The organism is Rhodococcus daqingensis, from assembly GCF_042665615.1.
Classification (GTDB): domain Bacteria; phylum Actinomycetota; class Actinomycetes; order Mycobacteriales; family Mycobacteriaceae; genus Rhodococcus_G; species Rhodococcus_G daqingensis.
The window spans coordinates 88370-112011 of the sequence record NZ_JBHTCS010000012.1 but is presented as its reverse complement, the minus strand read 5'-3'; the positions used below and the strand labels follow the sequence as shown (position 1 = coordinate 112011).

The window sequence follows — 23642 nt, the reverse complement described above, 5'->3', positions numbered from 1 at the left end:
GTCAACTACTCAGTGCCCTTGCAGTTTAGTCCTGGCGGCGTCCAGGGTGAAGGGACGCCGGCGCGCCTCCAGCGCGTCCGTGGGTCCTAGACCAGCGCGGACTCCACGATCACCCGTGCCGCGGTGGCCGCCAGCACGTCCTCGACGGTGATGCCGGGCGCGGTCTCGATGAGCCGGAGGCCGTCCTCGGTCACGTCCAGCACGGCCATGTCGGTGATGATCCGCTGCACACAGCGCATTCCCGTCAGCGGCAGCGTGCACTCCTCGAGGAGCTTCGGCTCGCCCGTCTTCGAGACGTGCTCCATCATCACGATCACCCGCCCGGCGCCGTGCACGAGATCCATGGCGCCGCCCATGCCCTTGACCATGTGACCCGGGATCATCCAGTTGGCCAGGTCGCCGCGCGCGCTCACCTGCATCGCGCCGAGCACCGCGACGTCCACCTGCCCGCCGCGGATCATCCCGAAGGACTGCGAGGAGTCGAAGTAGGACGCGCCGGGGAGCACGGTGACGGTCTCCTTGCCGGCATTGATCAGCTCCGGGTCCAGCTCGTCCTCGGTCGGGTACGGCCCGACCCCGAGCACACCGTTCTCCGAGTGCAGCACCACGGTCATGCCCTCGGGGACGTGGTTCGGGACCAGCGTCGGCATCCCGATGCCGAGGTTGACGTACTGCCCGTCCTCGAGTTCCCGGGCCACCCGGGCCGCCATCTGGTCGCGTGTCAGTTTCATGCCCGCACCGTCCGCTTCTCGATTCCGACCTCGACCTTGCCGACGTGGACCACGCGCTGCACGTGGATGCCGGGGGTGTGCACCTCGTCCGGGTCGATCTCGCCCGGCTCCACCAGGTGCTCGACCTGGGCGATGGTGATCCGGCCCGCGGCAGCGGCGGGCGGGTTGAAGTTGCGCGCGCTGCGCCGGTACACGAGGTTGCCGTGGCGGTCGCCCTTCCACGCGTGCACGAGCGCGTAGTCGGTGACGATGCCGCGCTCCATCACGTACGTGACGCCGTCGAACTCGCGGGTCTCCTTCGGCGGACTGGCCAGGGCGATGCCGCCCTCGCCGTCGTAGCGCAGCGGCAGTCCGCCCTCGGCAACCTGCGTTCCCACGCCCGCCGGGGTGAAGAAGGCGGGAATGCCTGCCCCGCCCGCGCGTAGTCGTTCCGCCAGCGTGCCCTGCGGGGTCAGCTCGACCTCGAGCTCGCCGGCCAGATACTGGCGCGCGAACTCCTTGTTCTCGCCGACGTAGGAACCGATCGTGCGCCGGATCCGGTGTTCGGCGAGCAGCACCCCGAGGCCGAAGCCGGCGGTGCCGCAGTTGTTGCTCACCGTCTCCAGGTCGGTGGCGCCCTGTGCGAGTAGCGCGTTGATCAGCACCTCGGGCACGCCGACCAGGCCGAAGCCGCCGACCGCCAGGGAGGCGCCGTCGGGGATGTCGGCGACCGCCAGGGACGCCGTGGGAATGACTTTGTCCATCACGCGGTCCACCATAGCGCGGGATGTGCGTATTGTGAACATGTATCCGAATAGCGAACACCGAACAGGAGGAGGCGCCGTGACTGTCGACCTTGCCCACCAGATCTCCGGACCGGGTCCGGGAGCGCCGACGATCGTGCTGCTCGGGTCGCTCGGATCGGACCGGTCGATGTGGGATCCGCAGCTCCGTGGCCTGTCGACGGACCTCAACGTGCTCGCCATCGACCACCGTGGCCACGGTGAATCACCCACTCCCGCAGGTCCGTACACGATCGCGGAGTTGGCGGGTGACGTGCTGGCGCTGCTGGACCGGCTGGATCTCGCGGCCGTGCACCTGGTGGGCCTCTCGCTCGGCGGCGCGGTGGCGCAGTGGATAGCGGCCCGGAACCCGACCAGGGTCCGCACGCTGACGCTGCTGTGCACCTCGGCCCGATTCGGGGAGCCCCAGCCCTGGCTCGACCGCGCCGCCACCGTCCGGGCCGACGGCACCGGCTCGCTGGCCGACGCCGTGGTCGGTCGCTGGTTCACCGCGGGCCTGGCCGCGCGGGATCCGGAGCTGATCGCGCGCTCCCGGGCCATGGTCGCGGCCACCGCGGACGAAGGCTACGCCGGCTGCTGCGAGGCCCTGGCCGGCTGGGACGGGCGGGCCGACCTGGCGCGGATCGCGGCTCCGACACTGGTGATCGCGGGCGCGCAGGACCCGGCGACCACTCCGGCTGACCTGCAGGTCATCGCGGACGGCATCACCGATTCCGTACTGCACGTGCTGGATCCGGCCGCACACCTGGCGAGCACCGAGCAGGCAGACCGCGTCACCCGGCTGATCGCCGCGCACGTCGCGGGGGCGGGCGGGGTCGGGGGCGGGTCGGGTTTCGGTGAGAATGCTGGCACGGGTGGTGCCGGATCGGCCGGCACCGACGGTGATAGGGAGCAGGACGGACCATGAGCGAACCATCGCCCGACTATGTGCAGTCACTGGCCAGGGGGCTGTCCGTCATCCGCGCCTTCGACGCCGAGCGCCCGCGTCAGACCCTCAGTGAGGTGGCGAAGTCCACGGACCTGACCAGGGCGACGGCGCGACGGTTCCTGCTGACGCTCGTCGAGCTCGGCTACGTGCGGACCGACGGCTCGGTCTTCGCGCTGACCCCGCGGGTGCTGGAGCTGGGGTACAGCTACCTGTCGAGCCTCACGCTGCCCGAAGTGGCGGGCCCGCACCTGGAATCACTCGCCAAGCGGGTCCGCGAATCGGCCTCGGTGTCGATCCTCGACGGCGACGACGTGGTGTACGTGGCGCGTGTGCCGGTCAGCCGGATCATGACCGTGGCCATCACCATCGGCACCCGGTTCCCCGCGTTCGTGACCTCGATGGGCCGGGTCCTGCTGGCGGGTCTGCCCGAGTCCGAGTTCGAGGAGTACCTGTCCAGGGTCAGCCTCACCCCGCTGACCGGGCGCACGATCGCGACCCGGGATGCGTTGCGCGAAGAGATCGCACGGGTGCGCGCGGACGGGTACTGCATCGTCGACCAGGAGCTCGAGGAGGGGCTGCGTTCGCTCGCGGCGCCCATCAAGGACCGCACGGGCGCGGTGATCGCCGCCGCCAACATCTCCACCCAGGCCGCCCGCTACACCGCGACGGCGGTCCGCAAGGAACTGCTCCCGGCGCTGCTCGACACCGTCGCGGCAATCGGCCTGGATCTCACACGCACACAATCACATCCATAGGAATCAGAGGTAGACCCGCATGCCCGAGGCCGTCATCTGTGAACCGCTCCGCACTCCGGTCGGCCGATTCGGCGGAGTGTTCAGAGACATCGCGCCCGAGACGCTCGCCGCGACCGTGATCGCGGAACTGCTCGCACGCACCGGAATCACCGGGTCCCAGGTCGACGACGTGATCCTCGGTCAGGCATCCCCGGGCGGTGACGCCCCCGCGATCGGGCGCATCGCGGCCCTCGACGCCGGGCTCGGTATCGACGTCCCCGGGCTGCAGGTCGACCGTCGCTGCGGGTCCGGGCTACAGGCGGTCATCCAGGCCTGCATGCAGGTCGCCACCGGTGGCAGCGACCTGATCCTGGCGGGCGGCGTCGAATCGATGAGCCAAGCCGAGTTCTACGCGACCGGGATGCGCTGGGGCGTCAAGGGCGAGGGCGTCGCCCTGATGGACCGCCTCGCCCGCGCCCGGGTCACCGCCGGTGGCAAGAACTTTCCCGTTCCCGGCGGCATGATCGAGACCGCGGAGAACCTGCGGGCCGAGTTCTCGATCAGCCGAGCCGACCAGGACGCCCTCGCGGCCGCGTCGCACCAGCGCGCGGTCGCGGCACAGGCCGCGGGCCGGTTCGCCGAGGAGATCGTCGGAGTCGGTGTCCCGCAGCGTAAGTCGGACCCGATCGTGGTGACCACCGACGAGCACCCGCGCGCCGACACCAGCGTCCAGTCGCTGGCGAAGCTGCGCCCGATCCGCGGCAAGGTCGACCCAGAGGCCACCGTCACCGCGGGCAACGCGAGCGGTCAGAACGACGGCGCCGCGGTCTGCATCGTCACCACCGAGGCGAAGGCCCGCGAGCTGGGGCTGCGGCCGATGGCCCGGCTCGCCGGCTGGGCGGTCGCCGGGGTGCCGCCGCGGACCATGGGCATCGGCCCGGTGCCGGCCACCGAGAAGGCCCTCGCCCGGGCCGGGTTGACGCTGGCCGACATGGACGTGATCGAGCTGAACGAGGCGTTCGCGGCGCAGGCGCTCGCCGTGCTGCGCACCTGGGACCTCGACCCCACCGACCCCCGGCTGAACCCCAACGGCTCCGGCATCTCGCTCGGCCACCCGGTCGGCGCCACCGGTGCCCGGATCCTGGCCACCCTGCTGCGCGAGATGGACCGGCGCGAGGCGCGGTACGGGCTCGAGACCATGTGCATCGGCGGCGGCCAGGGTCTGGCGGCGGTGTTCGAACGGCTCCGCTAGGTCACCGGGATCTGGGTTAACCCCACCCGAAATCCCCAGGGCGGGATACCGATCAGCGGCCGCGGTAGCCGAGCTGTGCGCTGAGCGCGTTCGTCTTCTCGACCAGCAGGGGCGCCACCTCGGCGCGGAATCGCTCGGGCGTGGACCTGCCCGCGGAGGTGGAGCAGGCGGTCACGCCGACGACCGCCCCGGTGGCGTCGCGGACCGGAGCGGCGAGCGAGATCAGGCCCTGCTCGAGCTCCTCGGAGGTGAGCGCGTATCCGTCGCGACGCACGGTCTCGAGGGCGGCGCGCAGCCCGTCGGGGGTGCAGACGGTGTCGGGGGTCAGCCGATCGAACTCGGTGTTCTCGATGACCCACTCGAGGACCTCGGCGGGCGCCCACGCCAGCAGCGCCCGTCCCATCGACGTGGCATACGCGGGCACACGGGTGCCGACGGAGACGTTGATGCTCATGATCCGCCGCACCGGCACACGCGCGGCGTAGACGACCTCGGTTCCGTCGAGGACCCCGAGCGATGCGGACTCGCGGGTGGCCTCGGAGATCTCCACCAGCACCGGCAGTGCCGCGTCGGTCAACGCGTGCGACGCCGAGTAGTGCTGGCCGATGCTGAGCACGCGAGGGGTCAGGGACCAGCGTCCGTCGCGGCCGGCGACGTAGCCCAATTTCTGCAGGGTGAGCAGGATCCGGCGCACCGCGGGGCGGGAGAGGTCGGTCGCCGTGGCCAACTCCGCGAGGGTCGGGTTCGGCTGGCTCGCATCGAAGGCGAGGAGCACCGCGAAGCCCCGCTCGATGCTCTGGATGTAGTCGCGGTCGTTCTCCGTCACAGGTCCTCCGCCGGTGGATCTCGATGCTGCGTCACGCAGTGGTTGACAAACCTTGTGACTGGGCGCACAGTATCAGCGTACGCACAGCGTGAAGGACGTACGCATAGCGTACGCCATCGATCGATCCGGTGCCCACCGCGCACAGCCCGCGCGACGCGGCACGCCGGAATTCCCACACGGTCCCGAGGAGGACACCGATGACCACGACCGAGAGCCCCACCGCAGCCGGATCGGGTACCGCCGCCACCGAGAAGTTCAGCCAGGAGCGGGTCAGCGCAGACACTCCGCCGGAGCGGCTCTCGGCCATCGCGACGGACGTGCTCGACGCCCTCGCCCAGATCGTCGACAAGCACGGCATCACCTATCCCGAGTACCGCGTGCTCAAGCAGTGGCTCATCGACGTCGGTCAGTACGGCGAATGGCCGTTGTGGCTGGACGTTTTCGTCGAGCACAACATCGAGGAGGTCGCGTACCGCGGCCAGAGCGGCACCAAGGGCAGCATCGAGGGCCCGTACTACGTCGCGGGCACCACGTCCCTCCCCGCCCGGTGCACGCTGCCGATGCGCGAGGACGAGGCCGGCACCAGGCTGGTGTTCGAAGGCCAGGTCCGGGACCTCGACGGCAACGGACTGAGCGGCGCGACCGTGGAACTGTGGCATGCCGACGACCAGGGCTACTACTCGCACTTCGCGCCGCACATCCCGGACGGCAACCTCCGCGGGACGATCGAGGTCGACGAGGACGGCCGCTTCGAGATCACCACCGTCCAGCCGGCGCCGTACCAGATCCCGACCGACGGCCCCACCGGATGGTTCATCGAGAAGGCGGGCTGGCACCCCTGGCGGCCCGCGCACCTGCACCTGATGGTCAAGGCGCCCGGCAAGCGCACGATCACCACCCAGCTGTACTTCGCCGGCGGTGACTGGCTCGAGAACGACGTCGCGACCGCCACCAAGCCGGAGCTCATCCTCGACCCGAAGCCGGGCGCCGACGGGGTCGACCGGGTCACCTACGACTTCGTCCTCGACCCGGCCGCGCAGTAAAACTGCCACCCGAGAAAGCGATTCGATGACCGACCTGACGATCGTCTCCGTCGAGACGACGATCCTCGACGTACCCCTCGTCCGTCCGCACAAGTTCGCCACCACCTCCATGGACGCCCAGCCGCTGCTGCTGGTGGCCATCCGCACCGAGGCGGGAGTGATCGGCCACGGCGAGGGCGTGGTGCCGGGGGGGCCGTGGTGGGGCGGCGAGTCGGTGGAGACCATGCAGGCCATCGTCGAGCGCTATCTCGCGCCGGTGTTGTTGGGGCGCAACGTCGACGACGTCACCGGCATCATGCTCGACCTCGAGCGCGTCGTCGCGAACGCGCGGTTCGCGAAGGCCGCGGTCGATGTGGCGCTGCACGACGCCTGGGCCCGCAGCCTGGGCGTGCCGGTGCACACGCTGCTCGGCGGCGCCTTCCGCCGGAGCATCGACGTCACCTGGGCGCTCGGTGCGGCCCCCGCCGCCGAGATCGTCGAGGAGGCGCAGGCCAAGCTGGACGCACGGATGAACTTCAGTTTCAAGCTGAAGATGGGCGCCCTGGATCCGGAGTCCGACACCCGCCGGATCGTGCAGATCGCCGAGGCGCTGCGCGGCAAGGCGGGAGTGCGGGTCGACATCAACGCGCGCTGGGACCGGTTCACCGCGCTGCGGTACCTGCCGCGGCTCGCCGACGGCGGCGTCGAGCTGATCGAGCAGCCGACGCCGGGGGAGCAGATCGAGGTCCTGGCCGAGCTGAACCACCTGCTTCCGGTCCCGGTGATGGCCGACGAGAGCGTGCAGACCCCGCACGACGCGCTCGAGGTGGTCCGCAGGGGCGCGGCGGACGTGATCGCGCTCAAGACCACCAAATGCGGTGGCCTGCAACGAAGCCGGGAGGTCGTCGCGATCGCGAAGGCGGCCGGGGTCGCCTGTCACGGGGCCACCTCCATCGAGGGCCCGATCGGCACCGCGGCGTCGCTGCACTTCGCGTGCGCGGAACCGGGAATCAACTACGGCTCGGAGCTCTTCGGTCCGCTGCTGTTCAGCGAGGAACTCCTCCAGGAGCCGCTCAGGTACTCCGAGGGTCAACTGCACCTGCCCGACGGGCCGGGCCTCGGCGTCGAGCTGAACATGGACGCGGTCAAGACCTGGACCAGGAACTGACAGGAGAACACACCCGACATGGCACTCTTTCACGTCCGAATGGACGTCGACATCCCTCGCGACCTGGCCCCGGACCTCCGGGACGAGACGATCGCCCGCGAGAAGGCGTACTCACAAGACCTGCAACGGCAGGGCACATGGGCGCACCTGTGGCGGATTGTCGGCCAGTACAGCAACATCAGCATCTTCGACGTCGAGTCGGCGGACGAGCTGCACGAGATCCTGTGGAACCTGCCTCTGTTCCCCTACATGACGATCGAGATCATGCCGCTGACCAAGCACGGGAGCGCCATCGGGTGATCCTGGGCTGCGTCAGCTCGCCTCCCCGGAAAGCAGCTTCGTGATCGGCGCCATGTCGAAATAGTCTCGCCAGGAGGTGATCTCGCCTGCCTCGATCTCGAAGACACCCATCACGGGCAACTCCACGTGCTTGTCCCCGAGATCGAACCGGTCGGTGCGTTCGTTGAGGACGACGGTTCCGTTCGCCGCCTGGTGGTGGATGGTGAACTCGATTCCGCCGAACGCCGAGATGAAGCCGTGCAGGAAGTCCGCGATGGCCGCACGTCCGTACAGTGGCTCCATCGGAATGTTGTGGTATACAGCGTCTTCGCTGAAGTAGCCGGCGATGGTCGCCGCGTCGCCCGCCTTCCACTCGGCGCAGAATGCGGTGACGAGCTCGCTCGGGTCGGTGTGGGGGTGCACCGGGGTGCTCGCGTCCTGGGTGGAGGTCATTCGTGGTCCTGTCCTTGTGGCCGGATCGAGTTGTGGGTCAGTTGATCTGGAGCGGCAGACTGAGGTGTCGCCGCACGAAGATGCTCGGAACCCAGGCCGCGTCGTCGGCGAGGGTGATGTCGGAACTGCGTTTGATGAGCAGGGTGACGGCGGCGAGCGCCTCCATCCGCGCGAGCGCCGAGCCGACGCAGAAGTGGGTGCCCTTGCCGAAGGCGAGGTGGGAGCGGATGCTCGGGCGGTCGAGGACGACCTCGTCGGGACGATCGAATCGTGCCGGGTCGCGGTTGGCCGCACCCCACAGCAGGAGCGCGTGACTGCCCGCCGGCAGCGTGACCCCGCCCAGCGTGGTGTCCGCGACGACGTGCCGGTGATGCGCCCGGAACGGGGATTCCAGCCGGAGCGCCTCGTCCAGGAAATGGTCGATGAGGGCGGGGTTGTCGCGGAGCCGGCTCTGGATCTCCGGGTGGGTGGCGAGCAGGCGCGCCGAGTTGGCAATCAGCCCGGCCGTGGACTCACCGCCCGCACCGACCAGCTGCACGAGGATCAGGACCGCCACGTCGTCGGTGAGGTCACCGGCAGCGCAGGCGCCGGCGAGGACGCCCATGAAGTCGTCCTGCGGGTCCTTCTTCGCCCGGACGAACTGGGTGTGCAGGTATCCGGCGAGCTCGACGGACGAGGTCACGAGCTGGCCGAGCCGATCCGCGGTGACCACTCCGCCGAGCAGCTCGGTGCTGTCGTACGCCCAGGTCAGCAGCTGCGGGACGTCGCTATCGGGCAGTCCGACGAGGTTGGCGATCAGCGCGAGGGGCAGCTTGTCCGCCATATCGGCCGCATAGTCGATCCGGCCGTCCCGCAGGCCCTCGTCCCACAGCCGATCGGCCAGCAGGTCGACGGTCGGGCCCAGCGCCCGGATTCTCTTGCCGAGTGTCTGCAGCACCAGCTTGCGGTGGTGGGCGTGGGTCGGATCGTCGGCCGTCGCGAGGACGTGGATCGCCTGACCGCCCCCATCCATGTCGAAGGTCAGCGGCGGCCCGTCGGGCTGCTGGACGAGGATACCGGTCAGGTTGGAGGAGAAGTCGTCGACGCGGGCCGCCGCCTCGGTGACGAGGTCCCATGTGGACACGAGAAAGAAGTCGGTTCCCGGGACCCGATGGACGGGCGAGTTCTCCCGCAGCGCCCGGTACAGGCGGTTCGGGTCGTCGAGATTCTCCGGATCGAAGATGTCGATCCCCTCGAGCGGCAACGCGGTCATCGAATCTCCCACCGGTAGTAGAACCTGTTTCAGCGACACCACCGTCCACCCGGTGCGATGGCCTGTCAAGGGTGTTGGAGAAGATGAGATCTGGCCGTGTGACCTGCCCGAACGGGAAATCTCACGCCCTCGATCCGGTGTCGCTCCGCCGCAGCTCACGGCGCCGCCACGCGGCTCTCGTTGTAGACTTTCTGCAAATCTGTCTCAGTCTGAGACGAATTCGAGACAGCTCTCGGGAGGTGTTCCGTGCGTGACTCGGGCGCGGGATCGGACTGGCTGACCGGCGGTAACCGGCGCGAGATCGCGGTGGCGCGCATCCACGCCGCCGCCGCGGAGCTGTTTCTGGAGCGGGGACTCGACCAGGTCAGCGTCGAGGATGTCGCGGCCAGGGCGGGGTGTTCACGGGCCACCCTCTACCGCTACGTCGGGGGCAAGTCCGCGCTGGTCGGCGGCGTCGTGTCCGCGGCGGCGGCGGCGGTGGCCCAGCAGGTCGCGGCCGCGGTGGAGCCGCTGAGCGGCTCCCGCCGGATCGTCGAGGCGATCCTGATCTCCGTCGCGGCCGTGCGCGCCGACCCAGCGCTGTCCCAGTGGCTGACGAACTCACGGCCCGGCCGGGGCGACGACTACCTGGCGTCGTCTGCCGAGCTCGGCCGGGTCGCCACCGCGTTGACGGGCATCGCGCCCGACGCGGACGCCGCGCAATGGATTGTGCGGGTGGTCATCTCATTGCTCACCGCGCCCGCGGGCGACCCGGCGGTGGAACGCCGGATCGTCGAGCGGTTCGTGGAACCGGCGTTCCGGTAGCGCAGCGGCGACCCTTGGCCAGGACCGGGCAAACGTCCGGTGCGCCGCGGGCGTCCGGGTGCGATGGTCGACTCGGTGCCCGAGTGAGAGGCGAGGTGGTGGAGATGCCCGTCGTATCCGACCGGATCGAGAGCGCCGAGGACCCGGCCGAACTCTGGCGTGTCACCCTGTCCGACGAGTTCGGTGGGCTGCTCCCGGCCCCGGCGCCGGACGAGGCCCTGACCGGCCGGATCCGCGGGATCAGCCTCGGCGAGGTCGAGGCCTTCAGCATCTCCGGAACGCCGCAGTCGATGCGCCGGACGTCCCGCGCCGCCAGGCGACAACCCGCAGAGGCCCTCAAGGTCTGCATGATGACGCGGGGGCGGGCAGTGCTGGTGCAAGGCGAGCGGGACGTCGTCGTCGAGCGGGGACAGTTGGTCGTCTACGACGTGGAGCGACCGTACGAACTGCACTTCGACAGCCCGTGGGCGTGTGCCGTCATGACCTTTCCGCGGGCCGCGCTCGGCCTCTCGCCCGACGATGTCACGCGGACGATGCAACGTCCGTACGAGGTCCGCTCCGGTCCGGGAGCGCTCCTGCGGGGCTTCGTCTCGTCCGCGGTGGACGAGGCCGCAGCGCTGGCGGACTCGACCACCGCCCTCCTGGGCGACGCCGGCCTGGATCTGGCGCGCGCGGTGCTGACACCGCGAGGAGGACGGACCACCTCCTCGACGATTCGCGAGCGGGCGCTGCGTCACGTTCGACTGCACATCGCCGACCCCGATCTTTCCGTCGTCTCGATCGCGGCCGCGCTGCACATGTCGCCGCGCACCCTGCAACGCCAGTTCGAGGAGTCCGGCGACACGGTGCGCGCGGTCATCCGGGGAGTGCGCCTGCGGGGAGCCCGCCGGGACCTCGGCGATCCGCGGCTGGCCGACCGGACCATCGCGGCGGTCGCGGCCCGGTGGGGGTTCACGGACGCGCCCGCGTTCACCCGCGCGTTCCGCAGCGAGTACGGGGTCTCGCCGTCCCAGGCGAGGGCGGGCGTCACGCAGGTTGTCGCCTGAGGCCAAACATCCTGTCGCGCACGGACAACGAGGCGTCGACGAACTGAGCAACAGTGTGTTGCACGCCGCTCGACCTCGGTCCACGTGATGACACCGACATCGGGCGACTCCACACCATCGTCGATGAAATGAGGCATCCCATGGCCGAGCTACTCGCAGGCGAATCCTGGCACGGCAAGATCTTTGACGGCCGGTGGAAGGACCCCGGCGCGGGGGCGATCAAGGTGACCGAGCCCGCCACCGGCGCGGTACTCGGCGAGGTCGGCAACGCCTCGGCGTCGGATGTCGATGCCGCGGCCCGGATCGCCGCCGCCGCGCAGCCGGGCTGGGCGGCCCGCACCGGCGAGGAGCGCGCCCAGGTCCTGCGCCGTGCCGCGCTCACGCTCCAGGCCAACCGCGCCGAGGTGGAGCGCTGGCTCATCCGCGAGGGCGGGTCCGTCCCCGGGAAGGCGGCCTTCGAGGTCCAGCTGGTCCTGTCCGAGCTGTGGGAAGCGGCCGCGCTGCCGACCCAGCCGTCGGGACTGCTGTTGCCGTCCAGTCAGGACGGACGGACCAGCATCGCGCGCCGCGTTCCGCTGGGAGTCGTCGGCGTCATCAGCCCGTGGAACTTCCCGTTCCTGCTGGCCATGCGCGCGGTCGCACCGGCTCTCGCGCTCGGCAACTCCGTTGTGCTCAAGCCCGACGTCCACACCGCGATCAGCGGTGGCGTCGTGATCGCGCAGCTGCTGCGCGAGGCGGGGCTGCCCGAGGGTGTCCTGCACGTGCTCGCAGGCGAAGCCGAGCCCGGGCAGGCGCTGACCGAGAACCCCGACATCGCGATGATCTCGTTCACCGGGTCGACGTCCGTCGGCCGGCTCGTCGGCGCCGCCGCCGGCCGTACCCTCAAGCGGGTCTCGCTCGAGCTCGGCGGCAACAACGCCCTCATCGTCCTCGACGATGCGGACCTCGACGCCGCCAGCTCGGCGGGCGCGTGGGGGTCGTTCCTGCATCAAGGGCAGGTGTGTATGACGGCCGGCCGCCACATCGTCCTCGAGAACGTCGCCGACGAGTACCTGGACCGCCTCACCCGGCGGGCCGCCGTGCTGCCCGTCGGCGACCCGAACACCGCCGACGTGGCGCTGGGTCCCCTGATCAACGCGCAGCAGCTGGCCCATGTCGACCGCATCGTCCAGGGCACCGTGACCGAGGGCGCCGAGATCCGCACCGGCGGCACCCACCAGGGCCTGTTCTATCGGCCCACCGTCCTCGCCGGTGTCACCACCGCGATGCCCGCGTTCCGCGAGGAGATCTTCGGCCCCGTCGCGCCGGTCACCGTGGTCAGGGACGAGGCCGAGGCGATCGCGGTGGCCAACGACAGCGAGTACGGCCTGGTCGCCGCCATCCAGACCGGGTCCGTCGACCGGGGCACCCGCGTCGCCGACCAGCTGCGGACCGGCATGGTCCACATCAACGACCAGACGTTGAACAACGACGCGTACGCGCCGTTCGGCGGGGTCGGCGCCTCCGGCAACCACGCCCGTTTCGGCACCCAGACCAGCTGGGACGAGTTCACCCAGTGGCAGTGGCGCACCAGCCGCCCGACCGCGCAGGCCTTCCCCTTCTGACGCGAGCCCACGTCCTGGTGGGGACTAGGCATTTACCCGGTGTGACCGGGGACACACGGTGCGATCGTTGAACACAGAACCGGACGCAGCCCAAGTCCGAAGCCGGGTGCCCAGCACCCGAGAAGTGGAGTTACCCCCATGACCGAAACGCGCGGCAACCTGTGCGCAAAACTGTCCGACGCATTGGTCGAAGACGCCGAGACCGGCCGCCACCAGGTGCGCCGCTCGATCTTCACCGACGAGGAGATCTTCGACCTGGAGATGACACACATCTTCGAGGGCAACTGGATCTACCTCGCGCACGAGAGTCAGATCCCGAACGTGGGGGACTACTTCACCACCCACATCGGGCGCCAGCCGGTCGTGATCAGCCGCGACAAGGAAGGCGGGCTGAACTGCCTCATCAACGCGTGCAGTCACCGCGGGGCGATGCTGTGCAGGCGCAAGACCGACAACCGCACCACGTTCACCTGTCCGTTCCACGGGTGGACGTTCAACAACAAGGGCAAGCTGCTCAAGGTCAAGGATCCGCGCGAGGCCGGGTACCCCGAACAGTTCAACACCGACGGCAGTCACGACCTCACCCGCGTCGCCCGCTTCGAGAGCTACCGGGGCTTCCTCTTCGGCAGCCTCAATCCCGACGTCGCGCCGCTCGAGGAACACCTCGGCGACGCGACCAAGGTCATCGACATGATCGTCGACCAGTCCCCGGAGGGCCTGGAGGTGCTGCGGGGCTCGTCGACCTACACCTACGACGGCAACTGGAAGCTGCAGGCGGAGAACGGCGCCGACGGCTACCACGTGTCCGCGACGCACTGGAACTACGCCGCGACCACCGCGCGGCGCAGCTCCGGCGAATCCGCCAACGAGACCAAGGCGATGGACGCAGGCACCTGGGGCAAGCAGGGCGGCGGGTACCACTCGTTCGAGAACGGCCACCTGCTGCTGTGGATGTGGTGGGGCAACCCGGAGGACCGGCCGCTCTTCGAGAGGAAGGGCGAGCTGGCCGCCCAGTTCGGCGAGAAGAAGGCCGAGTTCATGGTCGGCGCGTCGCGCAACCTGTGCCTCTACCCGAACGTGTACCTGATGGATCAGTTCTCCAGCCAGATACGGCATTTCCGGCCGATCTCGGTGGACAAGACCGAGGTGACCATCTACTGCATCGCCCCCAGGGGCGAGAGCGCGGCGGCCCGCGCGAACCGGATCCGCCAGTACGAGGACTTCTTCAACGCGACCGGGATGGCGACGCCCGACGACCTGGAGGAGTTCCGCTCCTGCCAGAAGACCTACCTGGCCACCGCGGCACCGTGGAACGACCTGAGTCGCGGCGTCGCCCATCAGCTCACCGGCCCGGACCAGGTCGCGACCGACCTCGGCATGACCGGCGTGCTGTCGAGCGGCGTGAAGACCGAGGACGAGGGGTTGTACCCGATCCAGCACGGCTACTGGCTGGAGACGATGCGCGCGGCCGTAAACGGTGCCGCGGCCGAGTCCGCCGACGAGCGCTGAGGAGACGAGATCATGACCACCGCAATCGAATTGACCCAGACCGACCTCGAGCAGTTCCTGTACCGGGAAGCGCGCCTGCTCGACGACCGCGAGTTCGAGAAGTGGCTCGAGTGCTACCACCCGGACGCCGAGTACTGGATGCCCGCATGGGACGACGCGGGCGAGATCACCGAGGACCCCCAGTCGGAGATCTCGCTGGTCTACTACCCCAACCGGGGCGGGCTCGAGGACCGGGTGTTCCGCATCCGCACGGACCGCTCCTCGGCCACCTCGCTGCCCGAACCGCGCACCGGTCACAACGTCACGAACGTGGAGGTGATCGAGCGTCGCGGAAACGAGATCGACCTGCGCCACAACTGGTTCTCGTTGTACTTCCGCTACAACACCACCGACACGTACTTCGGCACCACGTTCATCACGCTCGACGTGAGCGGACCGAGCCCGGTCATCCGCCGGAAGAAGATCGTTCTCAAGAACGACTACATCCACCACGTCGTCGACATCTATCACGTCTGATCGACCCCGAGTAGGAAAGGAGAACTGTGCCATGACCTTTCAGGTGGCATTGAGCTTCGAGGACGGGGTCACCCGCTTCATCAAGTGCGGACCGAACGAGACCGTCGCCGACGCGTCGTACAAGGCCCGGATCAACATCCCGCTGGACTGCCGCGACGGCGCCTGCGGCACCTGCAAGTCGCTCTGCGAGTCCGGCCGCTACGACGGCGGCGACTACATCGAGGAGGCGCTCACCGACGACGAGGCCGAGCGGGGGTACTGCCTGCCGTGTCAGATGACGCCGCAGAGCGACCTCGTGCTGCAGATCCCGACCTCGTCGGACGTCGCGAAGACCGCGGCCGCGTCCTTCACCGCGACCGTCACCGGCATCCGGCGCTTCTCGGCCAGCACGATCGGCTTCACCGCCACGATCCCGAACCGCGACGAGTTGGTCTTCCTGCCCGGCCAGTACGTCAACATCACCGTGCCCGGCACCGACCAGACGCGGTCGTACTCGTTCAGCACCGGGCCGACCGATGCCGAGCTGTCGTTCCTGGTGAAGATCACGCCGGGCGGCCTGATGTCCGACTACCTGAGCGAGCGCGCGCAGGTCGGCGACGAGCTGACCTTCACCGGCCCGCTGGGCAGCTTCTTCCTGCGCGAGCGCAGGCGGCCGGCGTTGCTGCTGGCGGGCGGCACCGGCCTGGCGCCGTTGCTGTCGATCCTCGCGAAGATCAAGGCCGAGGCGGCCTCCGACGCGCTCCCGGTGCACCTGATCTACGGGGTGTCCAGCGACGAGGACCTCGTGGAACTGGACACGCTCGAGGCCTACGCGGCCGCACTGCCGAACTTCACGTTCGACCATTGCGTGTCCGATCCGGATTCGGTCGCGCTCAACAGGGGCTACGTCACGAGCCTGTTCGAGCCGGCGCACCTGAACGACGGCGACGTCGACATCTACCTGTGTGGTCCGCCCCCGATGGTCGAGTCGGTGCGTGCACACCTCGATGGCGAGGGCATCGCCCCGGCCAACTTCTACTTCGAGAAGTTCAACAACTCGGCAAGCCCGGGCGGCGCGGTCACCGAGCCTGCGATCGCCGGCTACGAGATCGGGGAGGAGCACGCCCCGGTCGCCGAGTCCGACGCCCAGTTCGACGCGCGGATGGCGCTCGAACTCGGCGCACTGGAACTGACCATCGGGCGGCTCACCGAACAACAGCTCGTCGAGTACCGAATCCTCGCGGAGGCGTCCACCGCGTCGATCGAGCGTGACCACTTCACCGACGCCGCCGCGTTCACGGACACCAACGCCGCCTTCCACGAGTTCCTGTTCCGCTGCTGCGGAAACCCGGTGCTGCTCGAGGCGTACACCCGGCTGGAGGTCACCCAGCTGATGCGCCGGGTCCTGCGCACCGCCCAGTGGGTGGACGAGCTCGTGCCCGACGACCACTTGCAGATCGTGCGGGCGTTCGAGCGCGGGGACCGGGCGGCGGCCCGCGACCTGATCGTCTCGCACGCCGAGCACGCCAAGGCGACCATGCGCCGCGCGATCGCGGACTCGCCGACCCCGGCCGGTGTCGCATGAGCGCGGCGGTGCATGCCGGCCGATTCACCGGCAAGGCCGTGACCGTGACCGGCGCGGCGCAGGGCATCGGCCTCACGGTCGCGGCCCGCATCGCGGCCGAGGGCGGCGCGGTGGTGCTGGTCGACCGCGCCGAGCTCGTCCACGACGTCGCGAAGGAACTGCGCGAGGGCGGCGCCCATGCGCACTCGGTGACCGCCGACCTCGAGGAGTTCGACGGCGCGCAGGCCGCGATCGACGAGGCCCGGCAGCAGCACGGGCGAATCGACGTACTCGTCAACAATGTCGGCGGCACCATCTGGGCCAAGCCGTACGAGCACTACACCCCCGACCAGATCCGGGCCGAGGTGCAGCGCTCGCTGTTCCCGACGCTGTGGACCTGCCGGGCGGTGCTGCCGTACCTCATCGAGCAGCGCTCCGGCACCATCGTCAACGTGTCGTCGGTGGCGACCCGCGGGGTCAACCGGGTGCCCTATGCCGCGGCGAAGGGCGGCGTGAACGCGCTCACCGCCTCGCTGGCGCTCGAGGTCGCGCAGTACGGCATCCGGGTGGTGGCCACCGCGCCCGGCGGGACCGAGGCCCCGGCCCGGCGGGTCGCGCGCGGTCCCGCGGCGCAGACCGAGCAGGACAAGCGCTGGTACCAGCAGATCGTGGACCAGACCGTCGGCTCCTCCCTGCTCAAGCGCTACGGAACGCTCGACGAACAGGCCGCGGCGATCACCTTCCTGGCCTCCGACGAGGCCGGCTACATCACGGGATCGGTGCTCCCCGTCGCCGGCGGCGACCAGGGCTGACAGCCGCCGGCGGCGACCTCGGCTGACGGTCACCGACCCGATCCGGCCTCGCCGGTGGGCTCCCTCGGCTCACCGGCGAGGCCCCTCTTCTATCCGAATTCAATTGTGATCCAACGCACTTCGCCGTGACATCCGCGCACACCTCACACTCACCGGAGCCTGACATGTCCGACACGAAGAACACGACGTGGGCCAGCCCGCGGCATCGCAGCACGGTCAACTGGGTGGTGGCGATCGCCACCGCCGCCATCGTCTTCGACGGCTACGACCTCGTCGTCTACGGCACCATCCTGCCCACCCTCATGGCCGATCCCTCTCAGATCGGGGCGATCAGCGCGCAGCAGGCGGGAGCGCTGGGCTCCTACGCCCTGATCGGCGTCATGGTCGGGGCCCTGGCCACCGGCGCCATCGGCGACCACGTCGGACGCCGCAAGATGATGCTCGTCAACATCGCGTGGTTCTCGATCGGGATGGGAGCCGCCGCGACCACCTCGAGCATCGCCACCTTCGGTCTCTGGCGCTTCCTCACCGGCATCGGGGTGGGCGGCCTGGTCGCCACGGCGGGCGCCGTGGTCGCCGAGTTCGCGCCCGCGGGCAAGCGCAACCTCTACAACGCCATCGTCTACAGCGGCGTCCCCGCAGGCGGCGTGCTCGCCTCCCTGCTCGCGATCGTCCTGCGCGACGCCATCGGGTGGCGCGGCCTGTTCTGGATCGGCGCCCTGCCGATCGTCGTGCTGCTCCCGATCGCACTGGTCAAGCTGCCCGAATCGCCGCAGTGGTACCTCGCCCGCGGCAGGACCGATCGGGCCACGGAGGTCTCGGATCGGTTCGGTATCCCGCTGCTCCCGGTGGCGCCCGCCGCCGACCCCACCGATCGCAAGGTCGGATACGCCGCGCTGGCCACCCGCCGCTACGCCCCGGCGACCGCCCTGCTCGGGCTGATGAGTTTCGCCGGGCTCCTGCTCACCTACGGGCTCAACACCTGGCTGCCCAAGATCATGGAGAACGCCGGCTACAACGCCAAGGGCTCGCTCTGGTTCCTGCTGGTGCTCAACGGCGGCGCCATCCTCGGCGGACTGCTCGCCTCGAGGATCGCCGACACCACCGGCCCGCAGCGGGTGGTGGCGACCACGTTCGGCCTGGCCGCGCTCGCCCTGGTCCTGCTCACCTTCGGATTCCCGTTGCCGGTGCTGCTCCTGAGTGTCGCCGTCGCGGGCGTCGGCACGATCGGCACCCAGGTGCTCGTCTACGGATTCGTCGCCAACTACTACTCGACGCAGGCGCGGGCCGCGGGGGTCGCCTGGTGTGCGGGATTCGGCCGCCTCGGCGGAATCCTCGGACCGATCATCGGTGGCGTGCTGATCGGGGCCGGCCTGAGCAACCGGATCGCCTTCTACATCTTCGCGGGGGTCGCGGTCGCCGGGATGGTGGTCACCTTCCTGGTGCCCAGGAATCGTGCCGCATCGTTCGACGTCCCCACGGACGAACCGGGGTCCGCCGAACGCCGCACCGACGAGGTGGCCGGGGTTACGGTGGACGGATGACCGGTAGTGGACTCCTGGTCGGTCGCCGGAAGGAACTGGACGAGCTCGAGCAGCTGCTGGACGAGACCCGCACGGGCTCGCTGCTCGCGATCGTCGAGGGTTCCTCGGGGACAGGAAAATCCACACTGGTGCACCACTTTCTGGACCGGCACGCCGACCTGACCGTCGCGTCGGCGGGCGGCGCCCGGTGGGAGGCCCACCATCCGTACGCGGTGGCCGAGCAGCTGCTGCGCGGGCCCGTGCAACGGGTGGACCCGTTCGAGGTGGCACCGGATCTCCTGCAACTGTGCGAGGGGACCACGATCCTGGCAGTCGACGATGCGCACTGGGCGGACCTCGAATCGCTGCAGGCGCTCTCGTCGGCGGTCCGTCGCGCCCACTCGCATCGGCTCCTGGTGATCCTGATCGTTCCCGACGAACCACCCGAGGCGGTCACCGACGGCGTCGCGCAATTCCTGGCCGAGCATCACGCGCACCGCGTGCACGTGGGCGCACTCACCGCAGCCGACGTCGCCGCTCTCGCGCGCAGGCTGATCGGGGTCGATCTGTCCGGCCGGACCGCTCGGCAGCTCTGCGAGCACACCCAGGGCAATCCGCGGCTGCTGCGACAACTGCTGGACGAGGTCCCGCACAAGCGATGGCTGGAATGGCATGCCTCCCTTCCGGTCCCGCGTGCGATCGCGGCGAGTGTGCGCAGGACTCTCCATTCACTCTCTCCCGCAACCAGATCCGTGATCGAGTCGGCCGCCGTCCTGGGTCAGGACTGCACGTTCTCCGAGGTCGCACGGTTGTCCGTGGTCGACCAACCGATGACGGCCCTCGACGAGGCGAGCGCGGCCGGGGTCCTGGTCGTGCGTAACCGCCGCGGCGAGACCACCGTCCGGTTCCCCGATCCCATCGTCAAGGCGGCGGTCGAGGCGCAGGTCCTGCCCGCGAGGCGACAGGACCTGCACATCAGGGCCGCCGATCTCGTGGAGACGGAGGGCGGGCGGCTCCATCACCTCGTGTCCGCGACCACGGTCACCGACGCCGACCTCGCGGATCGGTTGGTGGACTATGCCCGGCGTCAGGCCTCGGTCGGTGCGTGGTCCGAGGTCGCGGACGCGCTGATCACCGCCAGCCGGCTCAGCCCGGACACCTCCGACCGCGAGGACCGGCTGGTGCGAGGGGTCGACGCCCTGGTCGGCGCGGGTGACCTGCCGCAGGCCCTCGCCTTCGAGCCCGAGATCGGGAGCGGGCGGGGCGGGGCCAGGCGGGACGCCGTCCTGGGCTACCTCGCGATTCTCCGGGGCAGGCCCGCGGAGGCCGAGCGACTGCTGGGCAAGGCGTGGGAGCAGTGCGACCCCGTCCGCGACCCGGACACCGCGGCGCTCATCGCGCAGCGCATGGTGCTGCATTCGCTGGGCAGGCTCCGCGGTGCCGAGCTGGTGGAGTGGGTCGATCGCGCCGTGGCGCTGGTGGACATCGACGATCCCGCGGCGGTCGAGTCGGAGGCGATCAAGGGTCTCGGGCTGGCGGCCATGGGCCGGGTCGACGACGCGAGGGCCGCCTACGCCGAGTTGGAGACCCGCGCCCGACTCGGCGCACAGGCCCAGCGGTTCCGGATGGGCAAGGGCTGGCTCGACCTGTCCCTGGACGACCCGGAGACGGCGCGCCGCGAACTGGAGAGCGCCGTGCCGACGGTCTACCGGAGCGGCTCGGTGCGCATCTCCCTCTGGGCCCAGGCGTGGTTGGCGCGAGCCCATTTCGTCCTCGGCTCCTGGGACGAGGCCATCGCCACCGTGAACCGCGCCGCCGCCCAGATCGATGACCTCGGGCTGGAACTGGTTCGGCCGCTGGTGCACTGGACGGGGGCGGTCACCCATGCGCTGCGTGGCAACTGGTCCGAGTCCCGCGATCACCTGAACCGCGCGGACGCGGCGACGAACAACTACGAGATCATGCTCGTGCCCGCCTGCCTGGCGCGAGCGCAGTGCGCGGAGGTGGTCGCCGACTACGAGAGCGTGATCCGCTTCCTCGGACCGCTCACCGCGCTGCAATCGCGGGGCGGACTGGACGAACCCGGCACCTGGCCTTGGCCCGATCTGTACGCCAATGCGCTGGTGATGACCGGGCGGGTGGACGAGGCCGATGAATTCCTCCGGCCCCACGAACGGCTCGCCGCACGCCGCGGCCACCGCTCGGCGTCGGCGAGGCTCGGGTACGCGCGCGGCCGGATCGAGGGTGCGCGCGGCAACATCGATGCCGCGCGAGAGGTGTTCGAGACAGCGCTGCAACAGCTTTCGATTCTGCCGCTGCCCTACGACCGGGCCCGGGTCACCTTTGCGTACGGCCAGACGTTGCGCCGAGCGGGCAAACGCCGGGAGGCCGACGCGGTGATGCGGTCCGCCCGCGAGCTGTACGCGACGTTGGGCGCCACCACCTACGTCGAGCGGTGCGACCGCGAGCTGAAGGCCGGCGGACTACACATCAAGCGGACGGGACCGAACCGCGCCGACCTCACACCGCAGGAACAGGCGGTGGCGGATTTGGTTGCGGCGGGCCGGAGCAACAAGGACGTCGCCGGTGAGCTGTTCCTGTCGGTCAAGACCGTTCAGTATCACCTGACCAGGATCTACGCGAAGCTCGGGATCCGTTCTCGCAGTGAGCTCGCCGCACATTTCCGCGAACAAGAATGAGGAACACCATCGTGACGGCGCTCGACCCGCACAGCGCGACATCCGAACGCCGACTGGTGGAGCGCCCGGCGCTGCCGCTGACCGGGGTCCGCAGGTTCGCCGGCGACCTCGGTGGCGCGTACGCGGCCAACGGCCTCGTCGGGCTGATCTTCTCGTGCACCGGACCGGTGGCGGTGATTCTGGCCGCCGGGGCGAGCGGGGCCCTCACCCAGGCGGAACTCGCATCGTGGATCTTCGGCGTCTTCTTCCTCAACGGAATCCTCACGATCGCGGCGAGCTGGGCCTACCGCCAGCCCCTCGCCTTCTTCTGGACGATCCCGGGCACCGTCGTCGTGGGCGGAGCCCTCGCCGACCTGAGCTGGCCGGAGGTGATCGGCGCGTTCATCGTGAGCGGGCTCGTGATCCTGCTGCTGGGGCTGACGGGCTGGGTTCGCCCGGTGATGGAGGCGCTGCCGATGCCGATCGTGCTCGCGATGGTCGCCGGGGTGTTCCTGCATTTCGGCGTCGAGCTCGTGCTGGCTGTCGGTGTCGACCCGGCCGTGGCCGTGCCCATGGTCGCGGTGTTCGTGATCCTGAGCGCCTGCACCCCGCTGGGCAGGTGGATGCCCGCGACGCTGGGGGCTCTGCTGGTCGGGGTCGCGGCCACCCTGCTGGCCGGGCGCTTCGACCCCGGTCCCGCCTCGGGGGTGTTCGCCCGGCCCGTGTTCACCGCGCCCGACTGGTCCTGGCAGGCGATGGTCGAGCTCGTGGTGCCGCTGGTCATCACCGTGCTCGTCGTGCAGAACGGGCAGGGTGTGGCGGTGCTCCGGGCGGCGGGACACCACCCGCCGATCAACGCGGCGACCATCGCCTGCGGGCTCTGGTCCCTGGCGGCGTCCTGCGTCGGCGCGGTCTCGACTTGCCTGACCGGACCGACCAACGCGCTGCTCACCGGATCGGGTGCCCGCGCGCGCCAGTACACGGCCGGCGTCGTCTGCGGAGTCCTCGCCCTCGTCTTCGGGGTCTTCGCGCCGGTCTTCGTGCGGCTCATGCTCGCCATGCCCGCGGCCTTCGTCGCCACACTGGGCGGGCTGGCGTTGCTGCGGGCGCTGCAGACCTCGTTCACCGGGGCGTTCGGCGGCAGGTACACGATGGGCGCGCTGGTCGCGCTGCTCGTCACCGTCGCCGACGTGAAGCTACTCGGCATCGGAGCCCCCTTCTGGGGCCTGGCGGTGGGTATCGCGGTGTCGTGGATGCTCGAACGACAGGACTGGAGGCAGTGTTGACCGGACATCAGGACGTCCTGCCCGGCGCGGACGCGCTCTCCGAGGTGCTCGACGCCGTTCGCCTTCGCGGCGACCAGGTCCACCGGTGCGAACCGTCCGCCCCCTTCGCCATACAGGTACCTGCCGAAATGCGCGCGCTGTACATCGTCGAGCACGGGGAGATCGACCTCCTGCTGGCCGGCTGGGCCGACCCCATCCGGCTCGGCCGCGGGGACGTCGCCCTGCTCCCGCACGGGTCGGCCCATTCGATCGAACTCGGCGACGAACGCGGCGTCCACGCCGCTCGGTGGCTGTGCGGAACGTTCACCCTCGACGAGGTGCCCGCCGGCCGGCTGCTCGCGGTGTTGCCGACCGTGATCGAGGTGCACCAGGACCCCACCGATCCGTTGGAATGGCTCGACGTGAGCGGCAGGCTGCTGGCCGAGGAGATCACCAATCCGAAGCCGGGATCCGCCGTGATGGTCTCCCGGATCCTGGACCTGCTCTTCGTCCAGATCCTGCGGGCCTGGGCCGGCAGCGGCGTCGCCGAGGGCGGCTGGCTGACCGCCGCGATGGACCCCCAGGTGGGGAAGGCGCTCGAGGCCATCCACCGGGACCCGGCCCGCGCCTGGACCGTCGAGGCGCTGGCCCACCTGGCGGCGCTGTCCCGATCGGCCTTCGCAGAACGGTTCACCCGCCTCGTCGGGCAGACACCGGGCGCCTACGTCACCGAGCGCCGACTGGACCGGGCCACCGAACTGCTCAGGCACAGCTCCACGCCGGTCGGCACGATCGCGACGATGGTCGGCTACGAGTCCGACGCCGCGTTCAGCCGGGCCTTCCGGAAACGCTTCGCCACCTCACCGCTCCGCTGGCGGCGAACTCAGTTGTCCGACCCGGAGCGGTGAGGCGGTC

21 protein-coding genes and 1 pseudogene are annotated in these 23642 nt (G+C 70.0%); 17 read left to right on the top strand and 5 right to left on the bottom strand.

Annotated features, from left to right (window positions below; genetic code table 11):
• Positions 1–86: 86 nt before the first annotated feature.
• A complete protein-coding gene (locus ACFQS9_RS10775) occupies positions 87–731 on the bottom strand; it encodes a CoA transferase subunit B (RefSeq protein WP_378404362.1) in 645 nt (214 codons plus the stop codon).
• The gene (locus ACFQS9_RS10770) at positions 728–1474 is read right to left on the bottom strand and encodes a CoA transferase subunit A (RefSeq protein ID WP_378404614.1); all 747 of its coding nucleotides are present in this window, start codon (positions 1472–1474) and stop codon (positions 728–730) included. Before ACFQS9_RS10770 ends, ACFQS9_RS10775 begins: the two co-directional genes overlap by 4 nt.
• A gap of 79 nt (positions 1475–1553) precedes the next feature.
• Here ACFQS9_RS10770 and pcaD point away from each other — a divergent pair.
• The 3 genes and pseudogenes from pcaD to ACFQS9_RS10755 all read left to right on the top strand — a co-directional run.
• Positions 1554–2333 (top strand): annotated as a pseudogene (gene pcaD / locus ACFQS9_RS10765) (3-oxoadipate enol-lactonase); the annotation flags it as partial.
• A gap of 83 nt (positions 2334–2416) precedes the next feature.
• Positions 2417–3196 carry an IclR family transcriptional regulator domain-containing protein gene (locus tag ACFQS9_RS10760; RefSeq protein WP_378404360.1) on the top strand — a complete coding sequence of 260 codons (780 nt, stop codon included), beginning with the start codon at positions 2417–2419 and terminating at the stop codon, positions 3194–3196.
• A gap of 19 nt (positions 3197–3215) precedes the next feature.
• Positions 3216–4427, top strand: a complete 1212-nt coding sequence (locus ACFQS9_RS10755) for an acetyl-CoA C-acetyltransferase (RefSeq protein WP_378404358.1) — start codon at positions 3216–3218, stop codon at positions 4425–4427.
• A gap of 52 nt (positions 4428–4479) precedes the next feature.
• Here ACFQS9_RS10755 and ACFQS9_RS10750 read toward each other — a convergent pair whose 3' ends face one another.
• Positions 4480–5253, bottom strand: coding sequence for an IclR family transcriptional regulator domain-containing protein (locus ACFQS9_RS10750; protein ID WP_378404356.1), 774 nt, complete (start codon positions 5251–5253; stop codon positions 4480–4482).
• A 197-nt stretch (positions 5254–5450) separates the two neighbouring features.
• Between ACFQS9_RS10750 and catA the strand changes: the two genes are divergently transcribed.
• Genes catA through catC form a run of 3 tightly spaced genes read left to right on the top strand, consistent with a single transcriptional unit; the run spans position 5451 to position 7743 of the window.
• Positions 5451–6296 carry a catechol 1,2-dioxygenase gene (catA, locus tag ACFQS9_RS10745; protein WP_378404354.1) on the top strand — a complete coding sequence of 282 codons (846 nt, stop codon included), beginning with the start codon at positions 5451–5453 and terminating at the stop codon, positions 6294–6296.
• A 25-nt stretch (positions 6297–6321) separates the two neighbouring features.
• The gene (locus ACFQS9_RS10740; RefSeq protein WP_378404352.1) at positions 6322–7443 is read left to right on the top strand and encodes a muconate/chloromuconate family cycloisomerase; all 1122 of its coding nucleotides are present in this window, start codon (positions 6322–6324) and stop codon (positions 7441–7443) included.
• Positions 7444–7461: 18 nt separating this feature from the next.
• A complete protein-coding gene (catC, locus tag ACFQS9_RS10735) occupies positions 7462–7743 on the top strand; it encodes a muconolactone Delta-isomerase (protein ID WP_378404350.1) in 282 nt (93 codons plus the stop codon).
• Positions 7744–7755: 12 nt separating this feature from the next.
• Here catC and ACFQS9_RS10730 read toward each other — a convergent pair whose 3' ends face one another.
• The gene (locus ACFQS9_RS10730; RefSeq protein ID WP_378404348.1) at positions 7756–8175 is read right to left on the bottom strand and encodes a limonene-1,2-epoxide hydrolase family protein; all 420 of its coding nucleotides are present in this window, start codon (positions 8173–8175) and stop codon (positions 7756–7758) included.
• A 37-nt stretch (positions 8176–8212) separates the two neighbouring features.
• Positions 8213–9427, bottom strand: coding sequence for a cytochrome P450 (locus ACFQS9_RS10725; protein WP_378404346.1), 1215 nt, complete (start codon positions 9425–9427; stop codon positions 8213–8215).
• Between the two features lie 246 nt (positions 9428–9673).
• On the opposite strand from ACFQS9_RS10725, the gene ACFQS9_RS10720 reads away from it, so the two are divergent.
• From ACFQS9_RS10720 to ACFQS9_RS10670, 11 genes are all read left to right on the top strand, one after another.
• Positions 9674–10231, top strand: coding sequence for a TetR/AcrR family transcriptional regulator (locus ACFQS9_RS10720; RefSeq protein ID WP_378404344.1), 558 nt, complete (start codon positions 9674–9676; stop codon positions 10229–10231).
• Between the two features lie 104 nt (positions 10232–10335).
• Positions 10336–11277 carry an AraC family transcriptional regulator gene (locus tag ACFQS9_RS10715; RefSeq protein WP_378404342.1) on the top strand — a complete coding sequence of 314 codons (942 nt, stop codon included), beginning with the start codon at positions 10336–10338 and terminating at the stop codon, positions 11275–11277.
• A 140-nt stretch (positions 11278–11417) separates the two neighbouring features.
• Complete coding sequence (locus ACFQS9_RS10710; protein ID WP_378404340.1) at positions 11418–12881, top strand: benzaldehyde dehydrogenase; 1464 nt, start codon at positions 11418–11420, stop codon at positions 12879–12881.
• A 138-nt stretch (positions 12882–13019) separates the two neighbouring features.
• Positions 13020–14390, top strand: a complete 1371-nt coding sequence (gene benA, locus ACFQS9_RS10705) for a benzoate 1,2-dioxygenase large subunit (protein ID WP_378404338.1) — start codon at positions 13020–13022, stop codon at positions 14388–14390.
• A gap of 12 nt (positions 14391–14402) precedes the next feature.
• Positions 14403–14906 carry a benzoate 1,2-dioxygenase small subunit gene (benB, locus tag ACFQS9_RS10700; protein ID WP_378404336.1) on the top strand — a complete coding sequence of 168 codons (504 nt, stop codon included), beginning with the start codon at positions 14403–14405 and terminating at the stop codon, positions 14904–14906.
• Positions 14907–14937: 31 nt separating this feature from the next.
• Entirely contained in the window at positions 14938–16470 is a 1533-nt protein-coding gene (gene benC, locus ACFQS9_RS10695) for a benzoate 1,2-dioxygenase electron transfer component BenC (protein WP_378404334.1), read from the top strand.
• Positions 16467–17261: a 1,6-dihydroxycyclohexa-2,4-diene-1-carboxylate dehydrogenase gene (locus ACFQS9_RS10690; RefSeq protein WP_378404332.1), complete on the top strand. Its 795-nt coding sequence runs from the start codon at positions 16467–16469 to the stop codon at positions 17259–17261. Before benC ends, ACFQS9_RS10690 begins: the two co-directional genes overlap by 4 nt.
• Positions 17262–17425: 164 nt before the next feature.
• A complete protein-coding gene (locus ACFQS9_RS10685; RefSeq protein WP_378404330.1) occupies positions 17426–18805 on the top strand; it encodes an MFS transporter in 1380 nt (459 codons plus the stop codon).
• Complete coding sequence (locus ACFQS9_RS10680; protein WP_378404328.1) at positions 18802–21483, top strand: helix-turn-helix transcriptional regulator; 2682 nt, start codon at positions 18802–18804, stop codon at positions 21481–21483. Before ACFQS9_RS10685 ends, ACFQS9_RS10680 begins: the two co-directional genes overlap by 4 nt.
• Positions 21480–22748 carry a benzoate/H(+) symporter BenE family transporter gene (locus ACFQS9_RS10675; RefSeq protein ID WP_378404326.1) on the top strand — a complete coding sequence of 423 codons (1269 nt, stop codon included), beginning with the start codon at positions 21480–21482 and terminating at the stop codon, positions 22746–22748. Before ACFQS9_RS10680 ends, ACFQS9_RS10675 begins: the two co-directional genes overlap by 4 nt.
• Positions 22745–23635: an AraC family transcriptional regulator gene (locus tag ACFQS9_RS10670; RefSeq protein WP_378404324.1), complete on the top strand. Its 891-nt coding sequence runs from the start codon at positions 22745–22747 to the stop codon at positions 23633–23635. Before ACFQS9_RS10675 ends, ACFQS9_RS10670 begins: the two co-directional genes overlap by 4 nt.
• Positions 23636–23642: the final 7 nt, after the last annotated feature.